Source organism: Rhodanobacteraceae bacterium, assembly GCA_016713135.1.
Lineage (GTDB): Bacteria > Pseudomonadota > Gammaproteobacteria > Xanthomonadales > SZUA-5 > JADKFD01.
Genome location: JADJPR010000004.1, coordinates 361788 through 384226, shown reverse-complemented (window position 1 = coordinate 384226; position 22439 = coordinate 361788). Strand labels below are relative to the sequence as shown.

The window sequence follows — 22439 nt, the reverse complement described above, 5'->3', positions numbered from 1 at the left end:
CTCTTGGCCCCAAGAGTCTAGAGATTTTCAAAACCGCTCCCAAAGATTCTCTCGAGTTCAAGAACATCAACTGCAGTTGGGCTGTTTGCCTGGCTGGCATTGCCGAGCTCGCCGTCCGAATTGTATCCCCAACACTTTACCCCGCCCCCACCGACGACCGCACAGGCGTGTTGGTCACCCGAAGTCAGCGAAGTGGCTCCCGCCACGTTCAAGACATTCACAGGCAGTAGGCTGCTTGCGGTGTTACCGTTTCCGAGCTGTCCGAAGAAGTTATCACCCCAACACCTCACTCCCCCAGAGACTATCGCGCAGGTGTGCTGCCCTCCTGCCGCCACGGCAGTAGCACCTGAAATCAGTGCGTCAACCACCACGCTGCTGTTACTCATGGCCCCGTTTCCGAGCTGTCCGTGCTGATTTAGACCCCAGCACTTGAGCTGGCTACCCACCACTACGCAGTTGTGTGAAGCTTTAGAAGACAACTGCGTCGCACCTGTTAAGCCAGCCACATCTACTGCCACGAGACTATTCTGCGTTGTACCGTTTCCCAGTTGCCCCGCTGCGTTTCGTCCCCAACACTTGACTGCGCCGCCTCCAACCAGAGCACAGGTGTGTCCAAAACCGGCCCCAAGGCGCGTTGCACCCGTTACGTTTGGAACGTCGACGGGCACGGAGCGAGGAGTATTGGTTCCGTCGCCGATCTGCCCATATTGGTTATTCCCCCAACACTTCACTGTGCCTCCAGCAACTATGGCACAAGAATGCTCGCCGCCTGCAGCTATGGAAATGGCCTGAATCCCTCCACTGACAAAAGCCGGAGACGGCAAATTGCCGGAGCCGCCATTTCCGAGTTGGCCATTGACGTTTCTCCCCCAGCACATAGGACCCACCGTGGACAGCGCACAATTGTGACCTGCACCCGAATCGAGCCAAGCAGAGCCGGACAAGAAAGCAACGTTGACGGCTGTCGTACTCTGAGGAAAGAAAATGCCAGTACCGAGTTGTCCTTCAGTGTTACTTCCCCAACATTTCGCGGAGCCATTTCCGAGCAACGCGCACGTATGAAAACGCCCCCCGATACACTGTTTACGCCAGTGACTAACGAATAGTCTTGCGCCCGAGCGAATCCACTCACACCGCAGGCCAATCCCAAACCTAAGAGTTGAGTGAGCCTTGTTCCCGTTCTAAGGAGTCTATCCACTTGAAACCCTCCAAGCTTTTCCAGCGCTGGTCACAGCGTAGTTAATAGGCAAGGCCGATTCGAGTAACTTATGCGAAAGCCTCACCCTCTCCAACGACTTGAAGCCTCCTTGAAATATTCAAAGGTATCAGGCCAAAGCAGTGCTGAGTTGGTAGGGCTAGCCCTTGGCGCAGTCCACTTGCCACATATTTCGCCATTTGAAACCGATCCATTTACGTAAAGTATTGAGAAGATTCCTTCTTCAATCTCTGAATCCTCAATCTCAAACTTGTGATCGTAAAATCCGTCCCGCGCACAGTCGACAAACAACGCCCGAAGGCGGAACATCAGCGGAGTCCACCCCCACCCACTCACGCCCCAAATCTCCGAAAGCTCGTACAGCGACAAGTTTCCGACTGCGTTTCCAGGCTTCAGATCAATTATTATCGAGTTTCCAGGTTCCCCATGTTCGATAAGTTCCTCCGACACGTTTAATTGCCAATGTCTGTGGCTCGTCTGAACTCCTCGTCAGTTGCCGCTTCAATAGCTTTGGAATGTAGCCGACGTTCCGCCCAAAAAGTGATACGCCTTGTACGAAACTGAACGCCGTGTTAAGCCGCCGCGGCTAGTCCAGCCGCGATCGAAGCGAAGGGCCGAACCCGCGGTCGGCTTGAACACATAGTTGGATTTCAGGTTTCTTGCCACCGAGCACGAACCCCCGACTGCCAAAGCCAACATGCTCTTGATCCTCCACCTCAGCACTTCTTTCCGCAAGCTCCAAACGGCATCATCACGACAAATGACCCAACCTCAGACCCGTAACCTTCTGATTTAACACACCTTTCCGCAACGATCATTCCCTACCACCCCATCAAGTGCAGCCTCATACGCTCCTGGATCGAGAACCGCACTCAGCGACATTGGGGCTATTGCATTCCTTCAGACAGTGCCGCGGAAGATGCCCCGTCTCTGCGACATTGGGGCTAATGCGCTCTTCCTTCCACCAAAAGCGCTCAATCTGAAACGCTCACCGCTCCAAAGCTTCCACCTCATCACGTGATGCTCTCCAGCGCCCCGCCACTGCTTCTGAAATCCAACGCCGTGTTAAGCCGCCGCGGCACGAAGCGCCACGGTCAGTGCGAAGAACCTGTTCCGCGGTCGGCTTGAACGCATAGTTGGGCGTCAGGTTTCTTGCGACCAACTCCATGACTCCACTCCCCAAGAACACGATTCCCAATTCTGCTTCCAGAGCACTATGACACAAAACTAACGTGGAATGGGTCACCCGCATTCGCAAATTTGGCTACCTTGCTTAGACAGTCCTCAAGTTCTTCAAGAAGGAGCTGCCTGAAGTCTACGTCTCCAAAGTTTTTCTTCGGGACTCTGATTGATTCTGGATTGGCGGAAATAAGCGACCGTAGCGCTTCAAATGTTGGGATGGCACGACCCGCTTCAAACCATTGCGTCTTCTTCCGGATCATCTTCCAGGTGAGACTGCCATCTTTGTCTGGAATGCCCACGAAAGAGGAAATAGTAGGCACTCCTAATTTTGCACAAAGCTCATCAAGTTCAGGCAATGCTTCATACATCGCCGAATGATCCCATGAGTCGCCCTGCTCCAGGGTGCTCTCTGAGAGAAGCCAGATAGTACTTCCCATCCTATTCCTTCCCTCCAGAGAAGAGAACGTCCCGGCGACTCCCGGCCTCTGACGCCCAACGCCGCAATAAGCCGCGCCGGCCGCTGTGTCCGGCCTGTGCCAAGAGCCTGTTCCGGCGTCGGCTTGATTGCATAGTTAGCTCTTCATCCTCAAGCCCCAACCGAGCATGCGCCGTTGAACCGACCGCCCGCAAGCGCGCGGCGGCGACAGCCCGTGACTGCGACCTGCGAGAGAGCCGCCGCGCCAGGCGCGGCAACCTTGCCTCACGCTTCCCGCAATGCCAACCCCCGACCGAAGCGACAACGGTACCCGCCTGCCAACCCGCGCAATGCGGCAAGCTGGCCACAAGCTACGTACAGAGCCGTCCAACGGCCCTGCACTGAGCGACACCCGCACGAAGGCCGCGCGGCGAAGTGCTTTACCACCCACAGAACCACAATCGCGCGCAACGCGGCGATCTTGCCCATGGGTGATTTCAGTGCACTCTTTCACGACGCCAAGATACCTTGCGCGAAGGGGCAATATGAAAGCTAACGCCGCAATAAGCCGCGCCGGCCGCAGTGTCCGGCCTGTGCCAAGAGCCTGTTCCGGCGTCGGCTTGATTGCATAGTTAGCTCTTCATCCTCATGCCCCAACCGAGCATGCGCCGTTGAACCGACCGCCCGCAAGCGCGCGGCGGCGGCAACCTCTGACTGCGACCTGCGAGACAGCCGCCGCGCCAGGCGCGGCAACCTTGCCTCACGCTTCCCGCAATGCCAACCACCGGCCGAAGCGAGAACGGTACCCGCCCGCCAACCCCAGCAATGCGGCCAGTTGGCGACAAGCCTTGTACAGAGCTACCCACCGGGCTTGCACCGAGCGACAACCGCACGAAGGCCGCGCGGCGAGTTGCTTTTCCATCCACAGAATCACAATCGCGCGCAACGCGGCGATCTGGCTCATGGGTGATTTCAGTGCACTCTTTCACGACTCCGAGATTCCTTGCGCGAAGGGGCAATATGAAAGCTAACGCCGCGTTAAGCCGCCGCGGCACGAAGCGCCACGGTCAATGCGAAGAGCCTGTTCCGCGGTCGGCTTGAACGCATAGTTAGAATTCTGTTTGCCCTCAGCCATGGATGCGCAGAACCCAATCTAGCCCACAAGGCCACGAGTGTGCGCCGAAGGTGCGACCGCCCGCAAGCCAAGCGTGGCACGGTCTACGACAGCGCCACGTATCATCATCCGCCGCGCTTGCAGGCGCGGCCAGACGAAGCGCACAGCCGACCGCCCCGCCAACCGGAGCGCGGCCGATCTGGCCGCCAAGCTCCATATCACCATTGCCGCGCGGAGCGGTGCGGCCAGACGAAGCGCGAGCAGTTGCTTGACAGCACGACCCACCGTACCCGCCCGCCAACCGCAGCGCGGCCGACATGGCCGACAAGCTACGTATCATCATCGCCGCGCGGAGCAATGCGGCCAGACGAAGCAAGAGCCGCTCTTCCACATCACGAATCCAATCTTGCGGAAAGCCCTACCTCAAGCCTTCTGCTGGCGATCCGGGGTTTCAAACGAATTCTAACGCCGTGTTAAGCCGCGCCGGCAGCGCAGCCAGATGGTGCGAAGAGCCTGTTCCGGCGTCGGCTTGAACACATAGTTAGAATCGCTTGCAAGCACGCTCGAAAATGAAGTCCAAATGCTCCCTAGATTCAAATCTGGAATACAGCCTAAAGCGGGACAAATGCGGAAGACGAACTACCGCAATCTGCTTCTCGGGAGCGTCATACCAGATAGTCTCCGCCTTGATATTTCCCCATCCGGTCTCGTAAGTTTCATGTAAGACACCACTCTTACCACCACCTAGAATTCTTCCAACGCAATGAAATGTAAATGGATCCATCGTTACCACAAGTTCGGGACTTTGGCTCGCCATTATGCGGCTCCAAAGCGAATATGCGAAAGCCTCCGACTCGCCTTTTCGATGAAGACCTATTAACGATGGCGAACGAAACGGAATGAAATAGGCTATTAAGCTTGAATCCATCAGTTGCCTGGCGTTCCCTTCAAATTCAGTGTGCTTTACAAGCGTATTGAAAAGTCCCTGAACCTGAAGCTGCAGGCTTCCTTGACCAGCAGGCACATTACCCCACTGCTCTGAGTAGTAGGAGCAGCCTGCTTCACAACTTCCAATAGCATGATCTGCCCGCTCTTCATTTCCTCCCGGGTTCGCCGTGAGCAGCGCGATTCGAGGCTTTTTCCCTAGCACCTTCTTCGAAACGCACAGGAAGCGCCAACCGAGCGTGTGCGAGACGAACATATTCAGCTTCAATCTCTCGGATGATCGCATCGTACTTCAAGACCTGTCCTCCTCCGTAGGCTTCCAGAGCGATTCTAACGCCGCGTTAAGCCGCCGCGGCACGACGAGGCTTGGTCGAAGCCGAGCGCGGGAACCGCGGTCGGCTTGAACGCATAGTTAGGCCTCTCTTTCAATGGCACGAAGAGGATAAGCGCGAGAGTTTGGCATACCACTATGACAAGCCTATCCCAGTTCAGGAAAGCGACTTGCCACATGTCATGGCGCTATTCTAGGAATTTCCATGCCAATCTTCATGCTCGCGTAGTCTAGATCTCCCGTAGCGATAGACTGTGCCTTGTAGCCAGCTTCAATCAGGTCCTTAATGTACAGTTTGTTGTATATGAACATGAAAATGACGCTGCTCAGACCCGCGGTCACGAATACAAGTAGAAACATGATCACTGCCCGCTTCCAATCGCCTCTAAAAAGTGGCGGAAAAGGTCCGAAACAGAATACGGTCCAAGAGAATCCAACTGGCGCGGTCTTCATCATGCCAGTGTGCGGGTTCTTGAAGATTATAGTGGTGAACGCCATGTTATTCTCCTTACGTTTGGGTTCCTTGGGGACTCGTATCTTTTAACTCACGAGGGAGTCCGGTCCTCGCAAGGCAGATCACCATGAAGAATCAATCATCCACGAATCGAGCAATCCTTGATGTCGATATTAATACCGACAAGTAGGCTCCGACGGCGTCATCTTGAGTGTAATACGCAGAGCCAGCGAATTTCCGTGCTTCAACAAGGTCAATGTCTATCGTAGCCGTCACATCCGGGGCGCTCGCGCCAAATCTGTCAACAAGGCCGGTCACCCGGACCGTAACTTGCAGTTGCTTGGCTGTTTCGCAAGCCTTCGCGATGCTATACGCTTCATCCGCTAAGTGATAGACCAGTCCCGAAAGGTCGGTCGTTCCGAGTTGGGGAAGGGTGTATTCCCAGAATGCCCTCCCAAGCCCGTTAATTCTTACGCTTGGCCCAAAAAAACCGACATTACAGTCTGAAAAGCGGCGAGCCAGCCGCGCATTTGATTCCGCCTCTGCTTGGGCCATTGCCTCTGCATTTCGCACATCCCGGATCTTCTGAATTTCAGGCTCCAGTGCGCGAGCGGCTTTCTCCCAGTCCAAGTTTTCAGGCTCAAGTTCTGTCAGCTTTGTATATATTTGATGGATCTCTTCAACCGTGTTACCGTTCTTCGCTTCCAAGCGACGTCTCAATGCCCTTGATTTCCGTCTGGCGTCTTTCCTCTTTTTCTACCTCAGCGAGTCGCCGAGCCTCCTCCGCGCGGGCTGATTCAGCCTCTTTCCTTTGATTTTCCACTTCCCGCTTCGCGTCATCCTTCAATCTTGTTGCTTCCGCCGCAATACCAAGCAACTCGGAATCCTTGAAGCGTCTCCACTTACTTGCAATCTCAATAGCGCCGTCTAGCTTGCCTTCCCGAAGTGCAGTTTTGGCGGATTCTACTTATTTCTTTCCGGTCTGACTTCCACTTAACTAGAATCGCGACTTCGGCCCTTTCTAAGCGAAGCTTGGCCTCTATTTCCTCCTTTGCTCTCATTGTGTGTCCGAATGAACCCACGATGACAAGGAACCAAACGGTTCCAATTCCCAGCATTGCAACCGCCCTCGGTACCCAAACCCCCTTCGACTTCAAGACCGAACGGCTGGCTGGCACTAGAAAAAGTAGTACCAAACCGGTGAGACCGAGAACTACGTAATTTCCAACCGATGCCCCCACTAGGGCAAAGACAATGATTACGGACCCGAGACTCCAACCAAGTCCGTTTTCAAGCTTTTGGCTCCAATTGCCCATCAACTTACTCCCACCTCTTTCGAAGCGACGAAGAGGCCTAACGCCGCAATAAGCCGCGCCGGCCGCTGTGTCCGGTTTGTGCCAAGAGCCTGTTCCGGCGTCGGCTTGATTGCATAGTTAGCTTTCACCAGCCAAGAAACCCGAGAAGAAGCTGTGATCAACCTCAAACACAACCTTTTCTCTCAATCCGAGTTTCGCGCGCTCAAACATTCCCACGAGTTTCTCTCCGTCAACCACCTCCACCGGCGGCGCGCCCTCCCGATCAGCCTCTCGGCGAGCGTCAGCCGAAAACGTACCCGTTGTAATGATTATCCCTTTGTCCGCTCTTCCAATCATTGCGTTTCGGAAGTCTCCTACCTGGGCACGCGACACAGCACCTTTGTAGCGTTTGCACTGAAAGAGCACCTTGAAACTAACGAATGGGTTTATTTGGAGAATACCGATTCCATCAATTCCGCCATCCTTCGGCCGACCCGTGACAGTGACCTTCTCAAACCCCGACTCACGCAGCAGACGTGCACAAACCCTCTCAAATCCCTCTGGCGTGACCTTCTTCAATAGCTCCAACAGCAGGAATTTGTGGTCCTGATCCTCGACAACCTCCGGTTCAACGACTGCCGGCGCCTCAGTACCCTGTTCTTCGCTCTTTCGCGCGGCTGCATGAATCTTCACCCATTTTAAAACGATCTTTCGTGACTCAGCTTCATCAAGTTGGGCCGCGTACCCCGCATTACTCAGAGCCCAGACACCGTGAGTGGATCCGTCAAGCAACCCTTCCCAAACAAGGTACTGCCGGGCCCAGTGCACTTGGTTATAGTAACGGTCTGCCCTGACTTAAGCGTTTCATCAAGCTTTTTATCAGAAACGCGCAGCTTTTCCGCTATGTAGTCACAAACTTCTCGGGGTTTCCCAGAGCCACCCAGCGCGCGTAAGGCATCTAAGATGGGCCCCAGCCATTGAATGAACTCAGAGCGACGCTTTGCCATTGTTCCCCCAAGTGAAAGCTAACGCCGCGTTAAGCCGCCGCGGCGCGAGGCGCCACGGTCCATGCGAAGAGCCTGTTCCGCGGTCGGCTTGAACGCATAGTTAGAATTCTGTTTGCCCTCAGCCATGGATGCGCAGAATCCAATCTTGCCCAACAGGCCACGAGTGTGCGCCGAAGGTGCGACCGCCCGCAAGCCAAGCGCGGCACGGTCTACGACAGCGCCACGTATCATCATCCGCCGCGCTTGCAGGCGCGGCCAGACGAAGCGCACAGCCGACCGCCCGCCAACCGGAGCGAGGCCGACCTGGCCGCCAAGCTCCGTATCACCATTGCCGCGCGGAGCGGTGCGGCCAGACGAAGCGCGAGCAGTTGCTTGACAGCACGACCCACCGTACCCGCCCGCCAACAGCAGCGCGGCCAACCTAGCCAACAGGCTGCGTATCATCATCGCCGCGCGGAGCAATGCGGCCAGACGAAGCGAAAGCCGCTCTTCCACATCACGAATCCACTCTTGCGGAAAGCCCTACCTCAAGCCTCTTGCTGGCCATCCGGGGTTTCAAACGAATTCTAACGCCGCAATAAGCCGTTGCGGCACGATAGTTTAGTTTGAGCGAAGAGCCTGTTCCGCAATCGGCTTGATTGCATAGTTAGGCTTCTACGCATGTTTCTTGTGGACGGATAAAATAGACCTTAGTTGTTCTGCCAAGACTTCCCTCTTGCGAAGCCCGGCAAAATTCGGATTTGTGTTGTGCAGGTTCTGAAATGAAGCCGCTAAGCGTGAAGGATAGCAAACTGCCCAGTTAGGACAACCATCAAAAGTGACGGCGGGCAACATTCTAGTGCCATTGTCACAAATGAGCACCCATTTACCATTTACTGCGCGAATGATTGTTTCACCAAGATAAAGACAAGCCAGCTCAATGAATTCCTGCGGCGTTCCAAGCTCCGTTGGAAATTTCGCGGATCCGGCGATGGCAGCCCGGTAGAACTTTTCTATCTCCAACAACGAATCTAGTGAATAGTCAACCGTAAAGTTGCCCTCACAATTCTCCAGAAAGAACTCGATGTCATCCCTTGCATTTGCCGCAGCCTGCACGTAGTTGCGAAAAGCTAGTTCTGTCTTCGGGTCAGGGCGAGTTCTGGCCATAGAAGCCTAACGCCGCGTTAAGCCGCCGAGGCGCGAAGCGGCTCGGTCGAAGCCACGGGCTGGTACCGAGGTCGGCTTGAACGCATAGTTAGGCCTGCATTTATTGAGCAAGTGCATCTAACAAGAGGCGATGAAAGGATTGCAAAGCGGCACGCCAAGCAAGAACAATGCGCAGATTAATCTTCTCTATTGGATCAGCTGTCAAGTTCAAATCACTCGCACGATCCATTTGATGTGCGATCTGGTGTCTTCTCTTCATCATTGCGTCCAAATCCTGAAACGTGTTCCGAAACGGCTCCGGACTCAGAGACACCATTTCCAGGCAATTGCAAAGTTGCACGGCATTATTTAGGTTCATAGTATTCACATACGCATCAATTGAGTCCCTAACTATGTTATCTATGAACCGTCCTCGAAACCGACTCAAGTCACCAAGCAAGATCTGCTTTGGACGATGGGTAGCTTCGTGTCCAACAAAGGGAATTTTGTTCAGCGCCTCCACGCTTCCCCCAGGAAGACGTATCAAAAACATGTTTCTAATTATTTCTTCCAACGAACTATGCATCATCACGACTGCGGCCCGAAGAACGTCCATTCGGGTTTGTTTCTCGCACAGGGAGTGCCGCTTCAAGGCTCGATATGCATTGAGCAGATTGTCAACCCGAGCCAAGTTCTCTCTGAACTCGACAGACAAAATGTCGGACAATTCTTGACCCTCCAAGCAGGCCTAACGCCGCAATAAGCCGCGCCGGCGGCATTGTCCGATTTGTGCGAAGAGCCTGTTCCGGCGTCGGCTTGATTGCATAGTTAGAACTCACCCAGCAACAGAGCGAAAATAGACCACCGTAAAATCCCCACCTCAAGTTTCCCACCTCAAGTTTCCCACCTCAAGTTTCCCACCTCAAGTTTCCCACCTCAAGTTTCCCACCTCAAGTTTCCCACCTCAAGTTTCCCACCTCAAGTTTCCCACCTCAAGTTTCCACCTCAAGTTTCCACCTCAAGTTTCCACCTCAAGTTTCCACCTCAAGTTTCCCACCTCAAGTTTCCCACCTCAAGTTTCCACCTCAAGTTTCCACCTCAAGCTTCCACCTCGAGTTTCCACCTCACGCTTTCCCCCTCAAGTCCCCCACCCCAGGCTTTTCAACCTCAGACACTCTACCTCAGACATCCATCCTCAAACCTTCCCCTTCCCGCTCCATGCCTCAGCACATCCCGCCCAGGCATCAACTCAGAACCAATTCCCGCCCAGCCTTCTGGCGTTTGACGAGCTCGGCTACGGCCAAGCGAGTGAATTCTAACGCCGCATTAAGCCGTTGCGGCACGATAATGCTCGATTTGAGCCAAGAGCCTGTTCCGCAATCGGCTTGAATGCATAGTTAGGTCTCACGGTTCAAACCTAAGATTCAAACAACATCCCCATAAGGAGCTCATTTACGTAGTGCTTTTCGTGGGCTCTCTTGTAGGCATTCCGCATTACACCTTCAATCTCAAACCCGAATCTCCGATAGAATGCGATAGCTCTGGTGTTATCTTCTTCTACCATTAGTTCAATGCGTGTCATACCCTGCTCTTTCAGTTTTGATATGACCGTATCTAATATCTTCCTAGCTACACCCTTTCCTTGATCCCGTGGATGGACTGCAAACGTCCCGAAGTAAGCACCATGCGCAGCACGCCCGGGATGCCTGTTTATTCGGCAAAACCCCCGCACCTTCCCCAACTCATCCCAGACGTGGAAGCAGCCACTCTTTAACAAATCTTCGAAGTGAGGCAGAAACTCTCCTGCTTGCATTGGTTCAAACGTCAGAAACGGAATTACTGACGGATCCATGTAGATCTCAAAGACCGCCGTAAAGTCTCTTGGTTGAGCGAGTCGAAGCATGTAGTGAGACCTAACGCCGCGTTAAGCCGCCGCGGCACGAGGTGCCACGGTCAGCGCGAAGAGCCAGTTCCGCGGTCGGCTTGAACGCATAGTTAGGACTCACTTCGCTTTAAACTGATTATCTAGACTCATCAAGGCACCGATTCCACAATTCTGCACCTTTTTCGTGTTGCGCAACACCTTCAAAAAACCAGCCAGCGATTTCTTCAACAGACCCACCGACTGGCAGCGCAAGAAACTTTGGACGATGCACGGCAAAGCCACCCTCATTTAATGCGTTTCGGTAGGGCAACGCAAAGCTAAACCCAGCTTTCTCCTCACCAAGCACTTTAGCTTCTATGAATAGCGCGTCACACTTGCCACCGTCCAGTGGCATATATCCATCAATTACCGTCAATGCGCAACGCGCACCCGACACGCCCTTCTCTAAAGCAGCTCGAGCTTGAGCGGCGCCGTCTTCTAGAAATTCAGTAGCGAATCGTTCAAGCACGCGTTTCCCAAACTCATCTATATATGCCAACATTGGGATCAATGGCTCGCCGTCCTCAACGCACCATATCCCGTGTGCTGCCATAAATCCTGCCAATTGTGCGAGATCCTTCATTGTGAGTCCTAACGCCGCGTTAACCGGCGGCGCACTTGAACCTTCACTCTGGCCGAAAGGACCGTACGACGTCCGGTTGAACGCATAGTTAGGGATCGAAGGTGGCTGCCGCCGAGGACTCCCGGCACACCGGGAGCGATGAGCCAAAAACGCCCTGCCCAGATAATCCCGGCCTGCGCATTCATCAGCGAGGCGGGTCTATGGCGATGAGCAAGTGGACTGCGGATCTCAAACTCCAGGCGATTCGCGCTGGTCAATTCCTCAGGCATTCCGCACTTGTTCATCGCCATAGACCCGCCTCGCTTTTCTAGCACAGATTTCGGAATTTTACAATCTGCACTGCAGCATGGCCTCAGTCCCAAGGGCGACGGTTTTCCGTATTCCGCCCGGAAGCCGCCTTTGATGCCTAACTACAAGTGGACGTCAGATGTGAGGTGATATGAACTGTCCAGGACCGAGTGAGGACGGGGGCATGGATGTTCACATCGGAAATTTCCTACGTTGTTTCAGGGGGTTACCTGATTCTGATGGGCCGTGCAGCGAGGCTAACCTTTGGAGACGACCTCATAAATGAATTGGTATGCGATATCACCTCGTTTTTGTTCATGTTGCTACGTCCCGTGTCGCTGCAAGTGGGGTTGACTGGGGCTTGGTGGAGGCTTTGCTCGCTTCGAAGCCGGTGACGTCACCTGAGTCTCCGCCCGTTGTTGCTGCCGTTCAAGCGCCGGAGCTAGTACGAGGCGGTGGTGTTCGGAATGAGGGCGAGTGCTCCGAGTCTCCTGCTGAGCAACGTGAGATTGCACGGGCATTGCTTGCCCCTGACGGTTCCGAGCAACGAGCACCTTGGCGAGTGGCACGTTTTGTCGCGGTTCCCGTGGAAGGGCTTCGGTTTGCCGCCTACTATGATCACTGCAGACTTTCGGCGGCCGCGAGCAGTCAGCAATCGGGTCGGGGTAAAGAGCGGGGTTTGACCTTGGCTCCGGACCCCACCGATGCGCGCAGCATGATGGCGGGCACGTCTTCCGTGTCGCGCGGCCATCGCCCTTCTCGTTCTGCTGTGCGCGGTGCTGGAGGAGGTGGTCGCGAGTCCGGTGACAGCAAGTCAACGAGGCCCGGTCCGGCGATTGGGGAAGTCCTATCGGTGGGAGGTTCGTGTGCTCCTCCGGCGGCTGAACCCGAACCCGCTACCCTTTCAGGATCGCTACTGTCGCGCAATCCTGCATCTGAGTCGGCTCTCGTTCCGCGCGAAACCCGGATTCTCGATCTCGTCCGTGATCGCATCCGGGTCAAGCACTTCAGTCTGCGGACGGAGCGTGCGTATTCGGGCTGGATCGAGCGTTTCATGCTGGCCTTCAAGGGTCGGCATCCGCGGGATCTGGGGGCGGCAGAGGTCGAACAATTTCTCACCGTGCTCGCCACCCAGGGCCAGGTGGCAGCATCGACGCAGTCTCAAGCCCTCAGCGCCCTGCTCTTCTTGTATCGCGATGTCCTCGGCATGGACTTGCCCTGGCTCGAGAATGTCACCCGGGCGAAGATTCCGCGGCGACTGCCTGTCGTTCTGGATAGAGTTGAGGTGCGGGATCTGCTGGCGCAACTCGATGGGCGCGAGTGGCTGATGGCGAGCCTCCTGTATGGCACAGGCATGCGGCTCATGGAGTGCGTGAGGTTGCGAATCAAGGATGTGGACTTCCTTCGCCATGAAATCATCATTCGCAACGGGAAGGGCGCCAAGGACCGCGTGACGATGCTGCCCCGCAGCCTGTCGGACGCGCTGCAGCGGCAGGTTCAGCGCGCACAGTCGGTGCATCAGGCGGACCTGCGCGATGGATTCGGCGAGACATGGTTGCCCAAGGCGCTTGCGCGCAAGTACCCGCATGCGGCGCGGGAAATCGGCTGGCAGTACGTCTTTCCCGCATCGAAGCGTTCCCGCGATCCGCGCTCTGGCTTGGAGCGGCGTCATCACGTCGACGAGCAGACACTACAGCGCGCGGTGAAGTCGGGGTTGCACCGCGCCGGGATCGTCAAGATCGCCAGTTGCCATACGTTGCGCCACTCGTTCGCGACACACTTGCTCGAATCGGGATACGACATCAGAACGGTCCAGGAACTGCTCGGTCATTCTGATGTTGCAACGACGCAGATCTACACCCATGTCTTGAATCGGGGGGCGGGAGGGGTCCTCAGTCCGTTGGATCGTTAGCCGAATCCCTGCGGCAGCGCAACGATGGAGGCGTACAAGCCTGCCAGCAACAGGCCGACCATCAATACGTCCAGCACGAGGATGAGTTGCAACACCCCCCGCGCCACCCGGTGGTCCAGAGCTCCCGCGTTGCGCGTCAGCCATGCAACGAGCAGGCCGCCAGCAATGGCAGCCAGCAGCCACCAGGTTTCCGCCGCCACGGCCATCCGGGTCAATCCGGGGACTTCGTGGGTGCCGCCGCTCGCAACCGGGTGAGTTCGGGCAGCAGGAACTGGTACATCGCGCCGACGCCGACGCCGACGGTGGTGATCGTGATCGAGAACGAAATGATCGCAGCGATGGACAGGCGGACGCCGGCATAAGTCGGGCGTGGTGGGGGTCACGCGCCGCTCACGATATCGAGCCGGTGGCGCCGGAAGGTGCGTCCGCCGCTGGCCTCGACGACGATGGGTCTGAATCCGCAGCTTTCCAGCGTCGGCGCGTGTCCGACATAGGCGAAGGTCGCCGCCACCGGCTTGTCGCCCGCGACGGGCCAAGCCTCCAGGCACTCAGCACCGGCTTCTCTTGCGCGGACGACGGCGGCTTCGATCAGTCGCCGCATCCAGCCACGACCACGTTGCTCGCGGGTCACGAAGAAACAGGTGAGCAGCCAGGTCGGGCGCGTGTCGACTGGCTGTTTCGACGGCGCGGCCAGCACGCGCGCGTAGGCTTGGCGGGGCCCGAGTTGGCACCATGCAACCGGCTCGCCGTCGGCGTATCCGATGAGCCCGGGCGGTGGGCCCTGCTCCACCTGGCGCCGGAAGGCCAGCCGGTTGCCTTCGCTGCTGCGCTGCTTCCATTCCGGGCCGCGTTGGCGCCAGTACTGGCACCAGCAGCCTGCGCACGCGCCGCGGCTGCCGAAGAGGCGTTCGATATCCGGCCAGCGCTCGGGCGTGAGAGGCAGGATGACATCCACGGACATTGCGCCTCTGTTCGGCGTTTTCCTTCGCGATGATATCGCGCACCCGCGGGGTGAACTGCCCTCGTCTAGAATGCTGCGCATGCATGAACTGGTCCTGGAAGTCCTGAGTGGCCCAACGCTGGGTTCGCGCCAGCTGAAACTGGACGAGCCGCGCATCCTCGGGCGCAGTCCGGAGTGCGACTGGGTGCTCGCGGATCCCGGCATATCCCGGCGCCACGCGGCCATCGAGGCGCGCACGGCAGGTCTGTACCTGCGCGACCTCGGCAGTCGCGCGGGAACCTTCGTCAACGACCACGCGGTTGATCCCGACCGCCCGGTGCCGCTGGCCGAGCACGACCGCGTCCGGATTGGCCCGTGGCGTTTTCGCGTGCGGCGCGAGGAGAGCGCTCCCGCGCGCAGCCATACGGCCATCGCCCCGGCGGTGTCGCTGGGCTCGGTGACGCGCATCGCGGCGCCGGTGCTGGCAGCCGAGCGGCGGCTGGAGTTGCTGGTCGAGTTCGCCGCGACGACGGTCAATGCCGAGAACGTGCGCGCCATCGTCCACCAATTGTGCGATTTCGCGCAGCGCGGTTCGGCTGCGCGTGTGGCGACCGTCTGGCTGCAGGCTGACGGTGGATTCGAGGTGGGTGCCTCGTTGCCACCGGCCGAGCCGCCGTTCCCCTGCATCGCCGAGATCTTCGCCAGCGCCAACCAGGGCAGCGTGGTGCAGGCGGACATCGAGCTGCCCGGCGCCCCGGGCGTGCGCCCGGTGCTGGCGGTGGCCCTGCGTGTGGACAAGGACATCCGCGGCTATCTGCTGGCCGAACTGACCCGCCCGGATGCGCGCCAGCGTGCGGATGCCGCCGAATTCGCGCACGCGCTGGCCCGGCTGGCCGGGCTGACGCTGGGCAATGTCGAACGTCGCGACATGGAGCGGCGCGTCGAGCGCCTGCACGCCGATCTCGACCAGGCACGCGAAGTCCAGCGGCAGATCCTTCCCCCCGCGCACGGCGAGTGCGCCGGGACGCGCTACGCCTTCCATGTTCATCCGGGTCGACTGGTGGCGGGCGACCTTGTGGATGTATTCGCGCTGGACGACAACCGCTGCGCCGTGGTGCTTGGCGACGTCGCAGGCGCGGGCGTCGGCGCCGGCTTCCTGATGGCCAGTGTTCAGGCCTATCTGCACGCGGAACTTCTGGAGACCTGCGATCCGGCGTTGGCCGCACGGCGCTGCAACCAATACGTCAGCCGGGTCGGTGGCGGGCGCTTTGCGACCGCGTGGATCGGTGTGGTCGATGCGCGCGCGCGCCGAATCCACTACGTCGACGCAGGTCACGGGCATGGACGGCACATCCGCGCCAACGGCCACCCCCAGAAGCTCGACGGGCGCGGCGCGATCCCGCTCGGAATCGACGCCGGCGCGCTTTTCGAGGCGGAGCAACTCATGCTCGATCACGGCGAACGCCTGGTGCTGTATTCGGACGGCATCGCCGAGATCCGCGGTGCGGGTGGAGACACGTTCGCGCCGATCGTGCTCGACCAGATCCTGCGCCGCGGCAACCACCCGCAGGCGGATGTCAGCGCGGTGATCGCCGGTATCGAATTGTTCGCCGGCGGCAGCATGCCCAGCGACGACGCATCGATCCTGGCCTTCGACCTCCCGGCTTGAGCGGGCGATGGGACTGCCGCTGCTGGGAGCCGATCCGGAGGCATTCCCACCCGTCGACACAGCGCTGACGCAGCCGAATGGGCTGCTGGCGGCGGGCGGCGATCTGTCGCCGGAACGCCTGTTTGCGGCGTACCGACGCGGGATTTTCCCGTGGTTCTCGCGCGGCGAGCCGATCCTTTGGTGGTCGCCGGATCCGCGCCTGGTGCTCCGCCCGGAGGCTTTCCGGTTGACCCGCAGCCTGCACAAGCGCGTGCGCGCCGCCGGCTGGCGAATCAGCTGCGACACGGCCTTTCTGCCAGTGATCCACGCCTGTGCGTCGACACCGCGCCCAGGCCAGTCGGGCACCTGGATCGTCCCGGAAATGGTGGCTGCCTACACCCGGCTGCATCGCCTGGGTATCGCCCACAGCGTCGAGGTCTGGGACGGCGCGCGACTGGTCGGCGGGCTGTATGGCCTGGCCATCGGCCGGATGTATTTCGGCGAATCGATGTTCTCGCTGGTCCCCGACGCGTCGAAGGCCGCGCTGTGGGCCTTGTGCAGCCGACTGGCGCAATGGGGCTGGCCGCTGATCGACTGCCAGCAGGAAACCCCGCATCTCGTCAGCCTCGGCGCCGAGACCATGCCGCGGGCGGAGTTCGTGAGTTGCGTCGCGACGCTGACGGAAGGTGCGACGACGTCGTGGCCATGGCAAGACACTGTGTAGCGGTATCGACGGGTCGCTGCATGCCGGAGTGTACGCTCAAGAACTGGCCTCAGCGAAACCTCGAACCAAGATCTCGCCTCGAAAACCAGGCAGGAAGCCGGGTCGAAGGGAAAATGGGGCCTCTCGGGAGCGCCGAGGAGCGGAGCGAAGCGCAGGGGAAAGCGAGCATGTCCGAGCAAAGGGGTGAGCAGTCGCACGTTTGCGCCGCATGCGGCGCGCGGCTGCGAACGACCGGCGGCTGTGCCGACGGGCCGGACCAGCGAGTTGCGCAGCGGCCTGCGCTTCGTGAGCACCGCAGGGAACTTGCCGCGCACGACGCGCGGCAAGCGCGGACGCGGTGTCTTTTGGTGACTTTTCTTGGCCACTCAAAGAAAAGCGGCCCGGCCGAAACGCTGTTGCTTCCTGAGGTTCAAGCAACAGCAGAAAGATTGCGGGCAGAGCCCGCTCCCACAGACAGCAAGGCGGGGCCGTCAACGCACCAACCAGAATCTCGACTGAGGTCTCCCCGTACCCCGTGCCCCCTGCCCCGCTTTTCCCCTCGCCACTCACTACTCACCACACATCGCTTGGGGCATGCTTGGCCCAGGCCATCCAGCGGGGGAGCAGTCGATGCGCATTGTCAGTACCGATGTCTACGGCGGGCCGAACCGGTTCGCGCATTTTCCGTGTGTGCTGCATGTAGTCGACCTCGAAGAGCTCGAGCACTGGCCGACGACCCGGCTGGGCGAGGCCTTCATCGACGGGCTGGTCAAGGCGGTGCCGTCGCTGGCCGACCACGGCTGCTCTTACGGTGAGGCCGGCGGCTTCCTGCGCCGCATGCGTGAGGGCGAAGGCACCTGGCTCGGACATGTGTTTGAGCACACGGTGCTCGAGGTACAGCACCTGGCGGGCCATGAGGTCACCTTCGGCAAGACCCGCTCGACCAAGACGCCGGGCCAGTACAACGTGGTGTTCGAGATCCAGGACAAGGATGTCGGGCTGGAAGCGAGTCGATTGGCGCTGCGCCTGATCCATTCGCTGCTGCCGGAGGAACTGAAGAAGAAGTACGCGGATCGCGAGTTCAATTTCGAAAAGGAACGCGACTGGTTCATCCGCTACACCCAGAAGAAGGAACTCGGGCCGAGCACCGGCTCGCTGGTCAAGGCGGCCGAGATGCGCGCCATTCCCTGGCTGCGGCTCAACGAACAGAGCCTGGTGCAGCTGGGCCACGGCAAGTACCAGCGCCGGATCCAGGCGACGATCACCAGCGAGACCCGCCATATCGCCGTCGAACTGTCGTGCGACAAGGAGATGGCGCACAAGATCTTCGAGGACCTCGGCCTGCCGGTGCCCAAGCAGATGACCGCATCGAGCGAGCGCGAGACCCTGCGCGCGGCCGAGCGCATCGGCTACCCGGTGGTGGTCAAGCCCTACAACGGCAACCATGGCCGCGGCGTCTGCATCAACCTGCGCACGCCGGAGGAAGTCGCACGCGGCTATGAAGTGGCCAGCAAGATCAGCCGCACGGTCGTCGTGGAGACCTTCCTCACCGGCTTCGACCACCGCATGCTGGTGGTCAATGGCGAGCTGGTCGCTGCGGCCAAGCGCGTCCCCGGGCATGTGATCGGCGACGGCACGCACTCGATCAAGGACCTGATCGAAATCGTCAACTCGGACCCGCGTCGTGGCATCGGCCACGAGAAGGTGCTGACCAAGATCCAGCTGGACCACCAGGTCGACGATTTGCTGGCGAAGAAGGGCTACACCCTCGACACCGTGCTGCCCGAAGGTGAGATCTTCTACCTCCGCTCCACCGCCAACCTGTCGACGGGTGGCACCGCGATCGACGTGACCGACGTCGTGCACCCGGACAACCGGGCGATGGCGGTGCGCGCGGCCAAGGCGATCGGGCTGGACGTCTGTGGTGTCGATTTCCTCACCGACGACATCTCGCAGAGCTACCAGACGCACGGCGGCGGCATCTGCGAGATCAACGCGGCGCCGGGTTTCCGCATGCATGTGTCGCCGGCCGAGGGCAAGTCGCGCGACGTCGGCGGCGCGGTGATGGACATGCTCTTCCCGCCCGGCGCGCCCTCGCGCATCCCGATCGCGTGCATCACCGGCACCAACGGCAAGACCACCACCAGCCGCATGCTCGCGCACATCCTGAAGATGGCCGGGCACACGGTGGGCCTGACCACCACCGATGGCGTCTACATCGACGGCAAGCTGACGGTGAAGGGCGACATGACCGGCCCGGTGGCCGCGAGCATGGTGCTGCGCGACCCGACGGTCGACGCCGCAGTGCTGGAAACCGCGCGCGGCGGCCTGCTGAAGCGCGGCATGGCGGTGCGCGACTGCGACGTGGCCGCAGTGCTCAACGTGCAGAGCGACCACCTTGGCCTGCGCGGCATCGACACCCTGGACGAGCTGGCCGAGGTCAAGCGCACGGTGGTCGAGATCGCCAACGACACCGCGGTGCTGAACGCGGACGACCCGCGCGTGCTGCGCATGGCCGCGTACACCCGCGCAAAGAACGTCTGCTATGTGACCATGAACCCGCGGCACACGCTGGTGCAGGCGCACATCCGCGCCGGCGGCCGCGCGGTGGTGTTGGAGCAGGGCATGAACGGGCACATGATCGCGCTCTACGACAAGGGCTCGCACCTGCCCCTGATGTGGACGCACCTGATCCCGGCCACGATCGAAGGCCGCGCGCTGCATAACGTGCAGAACGCGATGTTCGCCGCGGCGCTGGCTTATGGCCTGAAGGTCAGCCGCGAGAACATCGAGCACGGCCTGCGCACCTTCACCACCAGCTTCTTCCAGGCGCCGGGCCGCCTCAACGTGTTCGACGAGCACCCGTTCAAGGTGATCATGGACTACGCGCACAACGCCCACGGCGTGAGCGCGATGGCCAACCTCACCGACCAGCTCAATATCGTCGGCAAGCGCCTCGTGGTGAGGGCGGCGCCGGGCGATCGTCGCGACGAAGACATCCTGGAACTGGCGCAGGCCGCTGCCGGCCACTACGACACCTATATCTGCAAGCGCGACGACCATACCCGCGGCCGTCGCGGCGACGAAGTTCCGGCCATGCTGCACAAGGGATTGCTCGAAGCGGGCGTCAAGGCCGAGCAGATCGAGATCATCGAGGACGAGCAGGAGGCGATCACCTCCGCCCTCAAGCGGGCCCGCCCGGGCGACTTGGTGGTGGTCTTCGCCGACAACATCCCGCGCAGCTGGAAGCAGATCATCTACTTCAAGCCGGATGTCCAGGCTGCCGCGGAAAAGCCGAATCTCACCGCCATCCCGGCAGCCGCCATCGGCAGCCTGATGGGCTTCGAGGACTATTCCGAGCCGCAGACGATGGAAATCCGCCAGGACGAGCGCGGCGTTTACCTTGCGCGGGAGGAGGCGGATTGAAGGAGCGGGGGCGAAGAGCAGGGGCAGGGGTCAGGGGGAATGGCGTGAGGCTCCGCTCGAGCACTGACGTGAGCTGTAGTCGGATTGGACTCATCAGGTTCGACGACGCCAGCGCGGTCCCGCAGCACGGGTATCCGCAACACGACGCGGCCGTTGCGAAGACCGGTGCATTTCCCCCGCCCCCTGCCCCCGGCCCCGCCTCTGCTCCGGCCATTCCCGGCCCTCGTCAATGACCATCCCCTACCTCCTCGACTCGCGCCGCCTGACCGGCCGCACCATCCTGCTGAACGGACCCGGGGCGGTGATCGAGACTCGGCCGCCGGCGGAGCTGAAGACGCTGCTCGGTGCGCGCTGGCGGCGGGAAGTGCGGCGATTCACGCTGGCGCTGGGCTGGGGCGATCTGGAACGCACGACACGCTGGTTCGAGCCCACGCTGCATTGCGCGCTGGCCGCCCCGATCGACCAGTTGCTGGTGGCCACCTATGTTGCCGAATGGGCGTGGGAACTGGCGCTGTCGGCGCCACTGGACCACGAAGTGCCGCGGCGCTCGAGGATCCTGGCGCGGCTGCAGCGGCGCGCCGAGAACGCGGCGAACCCGGGGCTGGTGGCATTCCGCGAGCGCGCGCTGAAGGAACACGCGCAACTGCTGGTCGGCGACGGCGACCTCAGCGTCGGCGAGGGCGCTGCGGCGCAGACCTTTGCCTACGCCGCGGTGCCGGACCCGGACAGCATCGACTGGCCCGCGGTACGCCATCGGATGCCGGTGGCGCTGGTCACCGGCACCAACGGCAAGACCACCACCACGCGGCTGCTGGCGCGCATCGCCGCAAACGCGGGGCGCGTCACCGGGCATTGCTGCACGGATTCGGTCGAGGTCGGCGGCGAGGTGCTGGACCGTGACGACTACTCGGGCCCTGGCGGGGCACGCAAGGTGCTGCGTCATCCGCGCACCGAGTTCGCCGTGCTCGAAGTCGCCCGCGGCGGCATGCTGCGCCGCGGGCTGTCGGTGCGCACGGCAGATGTCGCGATCGTCACCAACATCGCCGATGATCACCTCAACGACATGGGCATCCACACTCTCGGGCAGCTGGCCGAGGTCAAGTTCCTGGTGGCGAAGGCGCTCAAGCCGCACGGCGTGCTGGTAACCAATGCCGAGAACGAATGGTGCCGCGCGCAGGCGCATCGCAGCGGGCGGGATCTTGCCTGGTTTGCGGTCAACCCGCCGAATTCGTCGACCTTGCGCAGCACGCACCGGCTGCGCGGCATCGCCACCGTGCGCGACGGTCGCCTGTGTTACGAGCAGGCGCACCGGCGCATCGACCTGATCGGCTTGAACGAGATCGGCCTGCCCGGCGGCGCCAGCGCGCGCCACAACATCGCCAACTGCCTGGCCGCAGCCGCCGCGGCGATCCAGCTGAAACTGCCGCTGGCTGCGATCCGGCGCACGCTGCGCGAGTTCGGTCGGTCGGTGGATGACAATCCCGGCCGCGCGAATCTCTATCCGCTGGCGTCAGGCGCACAGGTGCTGGCGGACTTTGGCCATAACCCGGACAGCCTGGCGGCGATCTTCAATACCGCGCGCGGCCTGCCGCACCGGCGCCTGCTGGTGTCCATTGGCCAGGCGGGCGACCGCGGCGACGACGCCATCCGCGAGCTCGGGCGGTTGGCCGCCGCTGAGCGCCCTGACCTGCTGATCCTGAAGGACATGCCCAAGTACCGCCGCGGCCGCGAGCCGGGCGAGATCCCGGCGCTGCTGTGCGAGGGCGCACGCGCGGGCGGGCTCGCGGACGAGCGGATCGTCGATGTGGAAGGCGACACCGATGCGCTGGCACGCGCGCTGGACTGGTTGCAACCGGGGGACCTCGCCGTGATGTTCGTGCACAGCGAGGTAGAAAGCGTCTTCGGGCGGCTGCGCGAGGGCTGAGGGCAAT

At 60.2% G+C, this 22439-nt stretch carries 17 protein-coding genes and 1 pseudogene; 5 read left to right on the top strand and 13 right to left on the bottom strand.

Annotated features, from left to right (window positions below; translation table 11 throughout):
- Positions 1-17: 17 nt before the first annotated feature.
- From IPK27_07425 to IPK27_07375, 11 genes and pseudogenes are all read right to left on the bottom strand, one after another.
- On the bottom strand, positions 18-1049 hold the full coding sequence (locus tag IPK27_07425) for a hypothetical protein (protein MBK8067451.1): 1032 nt from the start codon (positions 1047-1049) through the stop codon (positions 18-20).
- A gap of 1381 nt (positions 1050-2430) precedes the next feature.
- Entirely contained in the window at positions 2431-2766 is a 336-nt protein-coding gene (locus IPK27_07420) for a hypothetical protein (protein ID MBK8067450.1), read from the bottom strand.
- Positions 2767-3573: 807 nt separating this feature from the next.
- Positions 3574-3777 (bottom strand): hypothetical protein, encoded by a 204-nt coding sequence (locus IPK27_07415; protein ID MBK8067449.1) that lies wholly within the window; start codon positions 3775-3777, stop codon positions 3574-3576.
- Positions 3778-4468: 691 nt separating this feature from the next.
- Positions 4469-5128, bottom strand: a complete 660-nt coding sequence (locus IPK27_07410; GenBank protein MBK8067448.1) for a hypothetical protein — start codon at positions 5126-5128, stop codon at positions 4469-4471.
- Positions 5129-5383: 255 nt separating this feature from the next.
- On the bottom strand, positions 5384-5701 hold the full coding sequence (locus IPK27_07405) for a hypothetical protein (protein ID MBK8067447.1): 318 nt from the start codon (positions 5699-5701) through the stop codon (positions 5384-5386).
- Between the two features lie 91 nt (positions 5702-5792).
- A complete protein-coding gene (locus IPK27_07400) occupies positions 5793-6365 on the bottom strand; it encodes a hypothetical protein (protein ID MBK8067446.1) in 573 nt (190 codons plus the stop codon).
- A gap of 725 nt (positions 6366-7090) precedes the next feature.
- Positions 7091-7959: pseudogene (locus IPK27_07395) on the bottom strand (restriction endonuclease).
- 654 nt (positions 7960-8613) lie between these two features.
- A complete protein-coding gene (locus IPK27_07390) occupies positions 8614-9105 on the bottom strand; it encodes a hypothetical protein (GenBank protein MBK8067445.1) in 492 nt (163 codons plus the stop codon).
- Positions 9106-9205: 100 nt separating this feature from the next.
- The gene (locus IPK27_07385) at positions 9206-9811 is read right to left on the bottom strand and encodes a hypothetical protein (protein MBK8067444.1); all 606 of its coding nucleotides are present in this window, start codon (positions 9809-9811) and stop codon (positions 9206-9208) included.
- 690 nt (positions 9812-10501) lie between these two features.
- Positions 10502-10987 (bottom strand): GNAT family N-acetyltransferase, encoded by a 486-nt coding sequence (locus IPK27_07380; protein ID MBK8067443.1) that lies wholly within the window; start codon positions 10985-10987, stop codon positions 10502-10504.
- A 118-nt stretch (positions 10988-11105) separates the two neighbouring features.
- The gene (locus tag IPK27_07375) at positions 11106-11591 is read right to left on the bottom strand and encodes a hypothetical protein (protein MBK8067442.1); all 486 of its coding nucleotides are present in this window, start codon (positions 11589-11591) and stop codon (positions 11106-11108) included.
- A gap of 1006 nt (positions 11592-12597) precedes the next feature.
- On the opposite strand from IPK27_07375, the gene IPK27_07370 reads away from it, so the two are divergent.
- The gene (locus IPK27_07370; GenBank protein ID MBK8067441.1) at positions 12598-13791 is read left to right on the top strand and encodes an integron integrase; all 1194 of its coding nucleotides are present in this window, start codon (positions 12598-12600) and stop codon (positions 13789-13791) included.
- On the opposite strand, the gene IPK27_07365 is transcribed toward IPK27_07370, so the two are convergent.
- Positions 13788-13997, bottom strand: a complete 210-nt coding sequence (locus IPK27_07365) for a hypothetical protein (protein ID MBK8067440.1) — start codon at positions 13995-13997, stop codon at positions 13788-13790. The two genes, IPK27_07370 and IPK27_07365, sit on opposite strands and share 4 nt — an antisense overlap.
- Positions 13998-14170: 173 nt before the next feature.
- Positions 14171-14752: a GNAT family N-acetyltransferase gene (locus tag IPK27_07360; protein ID MBK8067439.1), complete on the bottom strand. Its 582-nt coding sequence runs from the start codon at positions 14750-14752 to the stop codon at positions 14171-14173.
- 79 nt (positions 14753-14831) lie between these two features.
- On the opposite strand from IPK27_07360, the gene IPK27_07355 reads away from it, so the two are divergent.
- The 4 genes from IPK27_07355 to IPK27_07340 all read left to right on the top strand — a co-directional run bounded on the left by IPK27_07355 (position 14832) and on the right by IPK27_07340 (position 22432).
- Positions 14832-16400, top strand: a complete 1569-nt coding sequence (locus IPK27_07355) for a SpoIIE family protein phosphatase (GenBank protein MBK8067438.1) — start codon at positions 14832-14834, stop codon at positions 16398-16400.
- Between the two features lie 7 nt (positions 16401-16407).
- Positions 16408-17103: a leucyl/phenylalanyl-tRNA--protein transferase gene (locus IPK27_07350; GenBank protein ID MBK8067437.1), complete on the top strand. Its 696-nt coding sequence runs from the start codon at positions 16408-16410 to the stop codon at positions 17101-17103.
- Between the two features lie 609 nt (positions 17104-17712).
- Entirely contained in the window at positions 17713-20508 is a 2796-nt protein-coding gene (cphA, locus tag IPK27_07345; GenBank protein MBK8067436.1) for a cyanophycin synthetase, read from the top strand.
- Between the two features lie 229 nt (positions 20509-20737).
- Entirely contained in the window at positions 20738-22432 is a 1695-nt protein-coding gene (locus tag IPK27_07340; protein ID MBK8067435.1) for a Mur ligase, read from the top strand.
- Positions 22433-22439 lie beyond the last annotated feature (7 nt).

Bases quoted from the DNA above. Each gene is read 5' to 3' on its own strand.
- IPK27_07365 (MBK8067440.1), bottom strand. From the start codon at position 13,997: ATGGCCGTGGCGGCGGAAACCTGGTGGCTGCTGGCTGCCATTGCTGGC.
- IPK27_07390 (MBK8067445.1), bottom strand. From the start codon at position 9,105: ATGGCCAGAACTCGCCCTGACCCGAAGACAGAACTAGCTTTTCGCAAC.
- IPK27_07360 (MBK8067439.1), bottom strand. From the start codon at position 14,752: ATGTCCGTGGATGTCATCCTGCCTCTCACGCCCGAGCGCTGGCCGGAT.
- IPK27_07420 (MBK8067450.1), bottom strand. From the start codon at position 2,766: ATGTATGAAGCATTGCCTGAACTTGATGAGCTTTGTGCAAAATTAGGA.
- IPK27_07355 (MBK8067438.1), top strand. From the start codon at position 14,832: ATGCATGAACTGGTCCTGGAAGTCCTGAGTGGCCCAACGCTGGGTTCG.
- IPK27_07410 (MBK8067448.1), bottom strand. From the start codon at position 5,128: ATGTTCGTCTCGCACACGCTCGGTTGGCGCTTCCTGTGCGTTTCGAAG.
- cphA (MBK8067436.1), top strand. From the start codon at position 17,713: ATGCGCATTGTCAGTACCGATGTCTACGGCGGGCCGAACCGGTTCGCG.
- IPK27_07350 (MBK8067437.1), top strand. From the start codon at position 16,408: ATGGGACTGCCGCTGCTGGGAGCCGATCCGGAGGCATTCCCACCCGTC.
- IPK27_07370 (MBK8067441.1), top strand. From the start codon at position 12,598: ATGGCGGGCACGTCTTCCGTGTCGCGCGGCCATCGCCCTTCTCGTTCT.
- IPK27_07375 (MBK8067442.1), bottom strand. From the start codon at position 11,591: ATGAAGGATCTCGCACAATTGGCAGGATTTATGGCAGCACACGGGATA.
- IPK27_07380 (MBK8067443.1), bottom strand. From the start codon at position 10,987: ATGCTTCGACTCGCTCAACCAAGAGACTTTACGGCGGTCTTTGAGATC.
- IPK27_07405 (MBK8067447.1), bottom strand. From the start codon at position 5,701: ATGGCGTTCACCACTATAATCTTCAAGAACCCGCACACTGGCATGATG.
- IPK27_07415 (MBK8067449.1), bottom strand. From the start codon at position 3,777: ATGAGCCAGATCGCCGCGTTGCGCGCGATTGTGATTCTGTGGATGGAA.
- IPK27_07340 (MBK8067435.1), top strand. From the start codon at position 20,738: ATGACCATCCCCTACCTCCTCGACTCGCGCCGCCTGACCGGCCGCACC.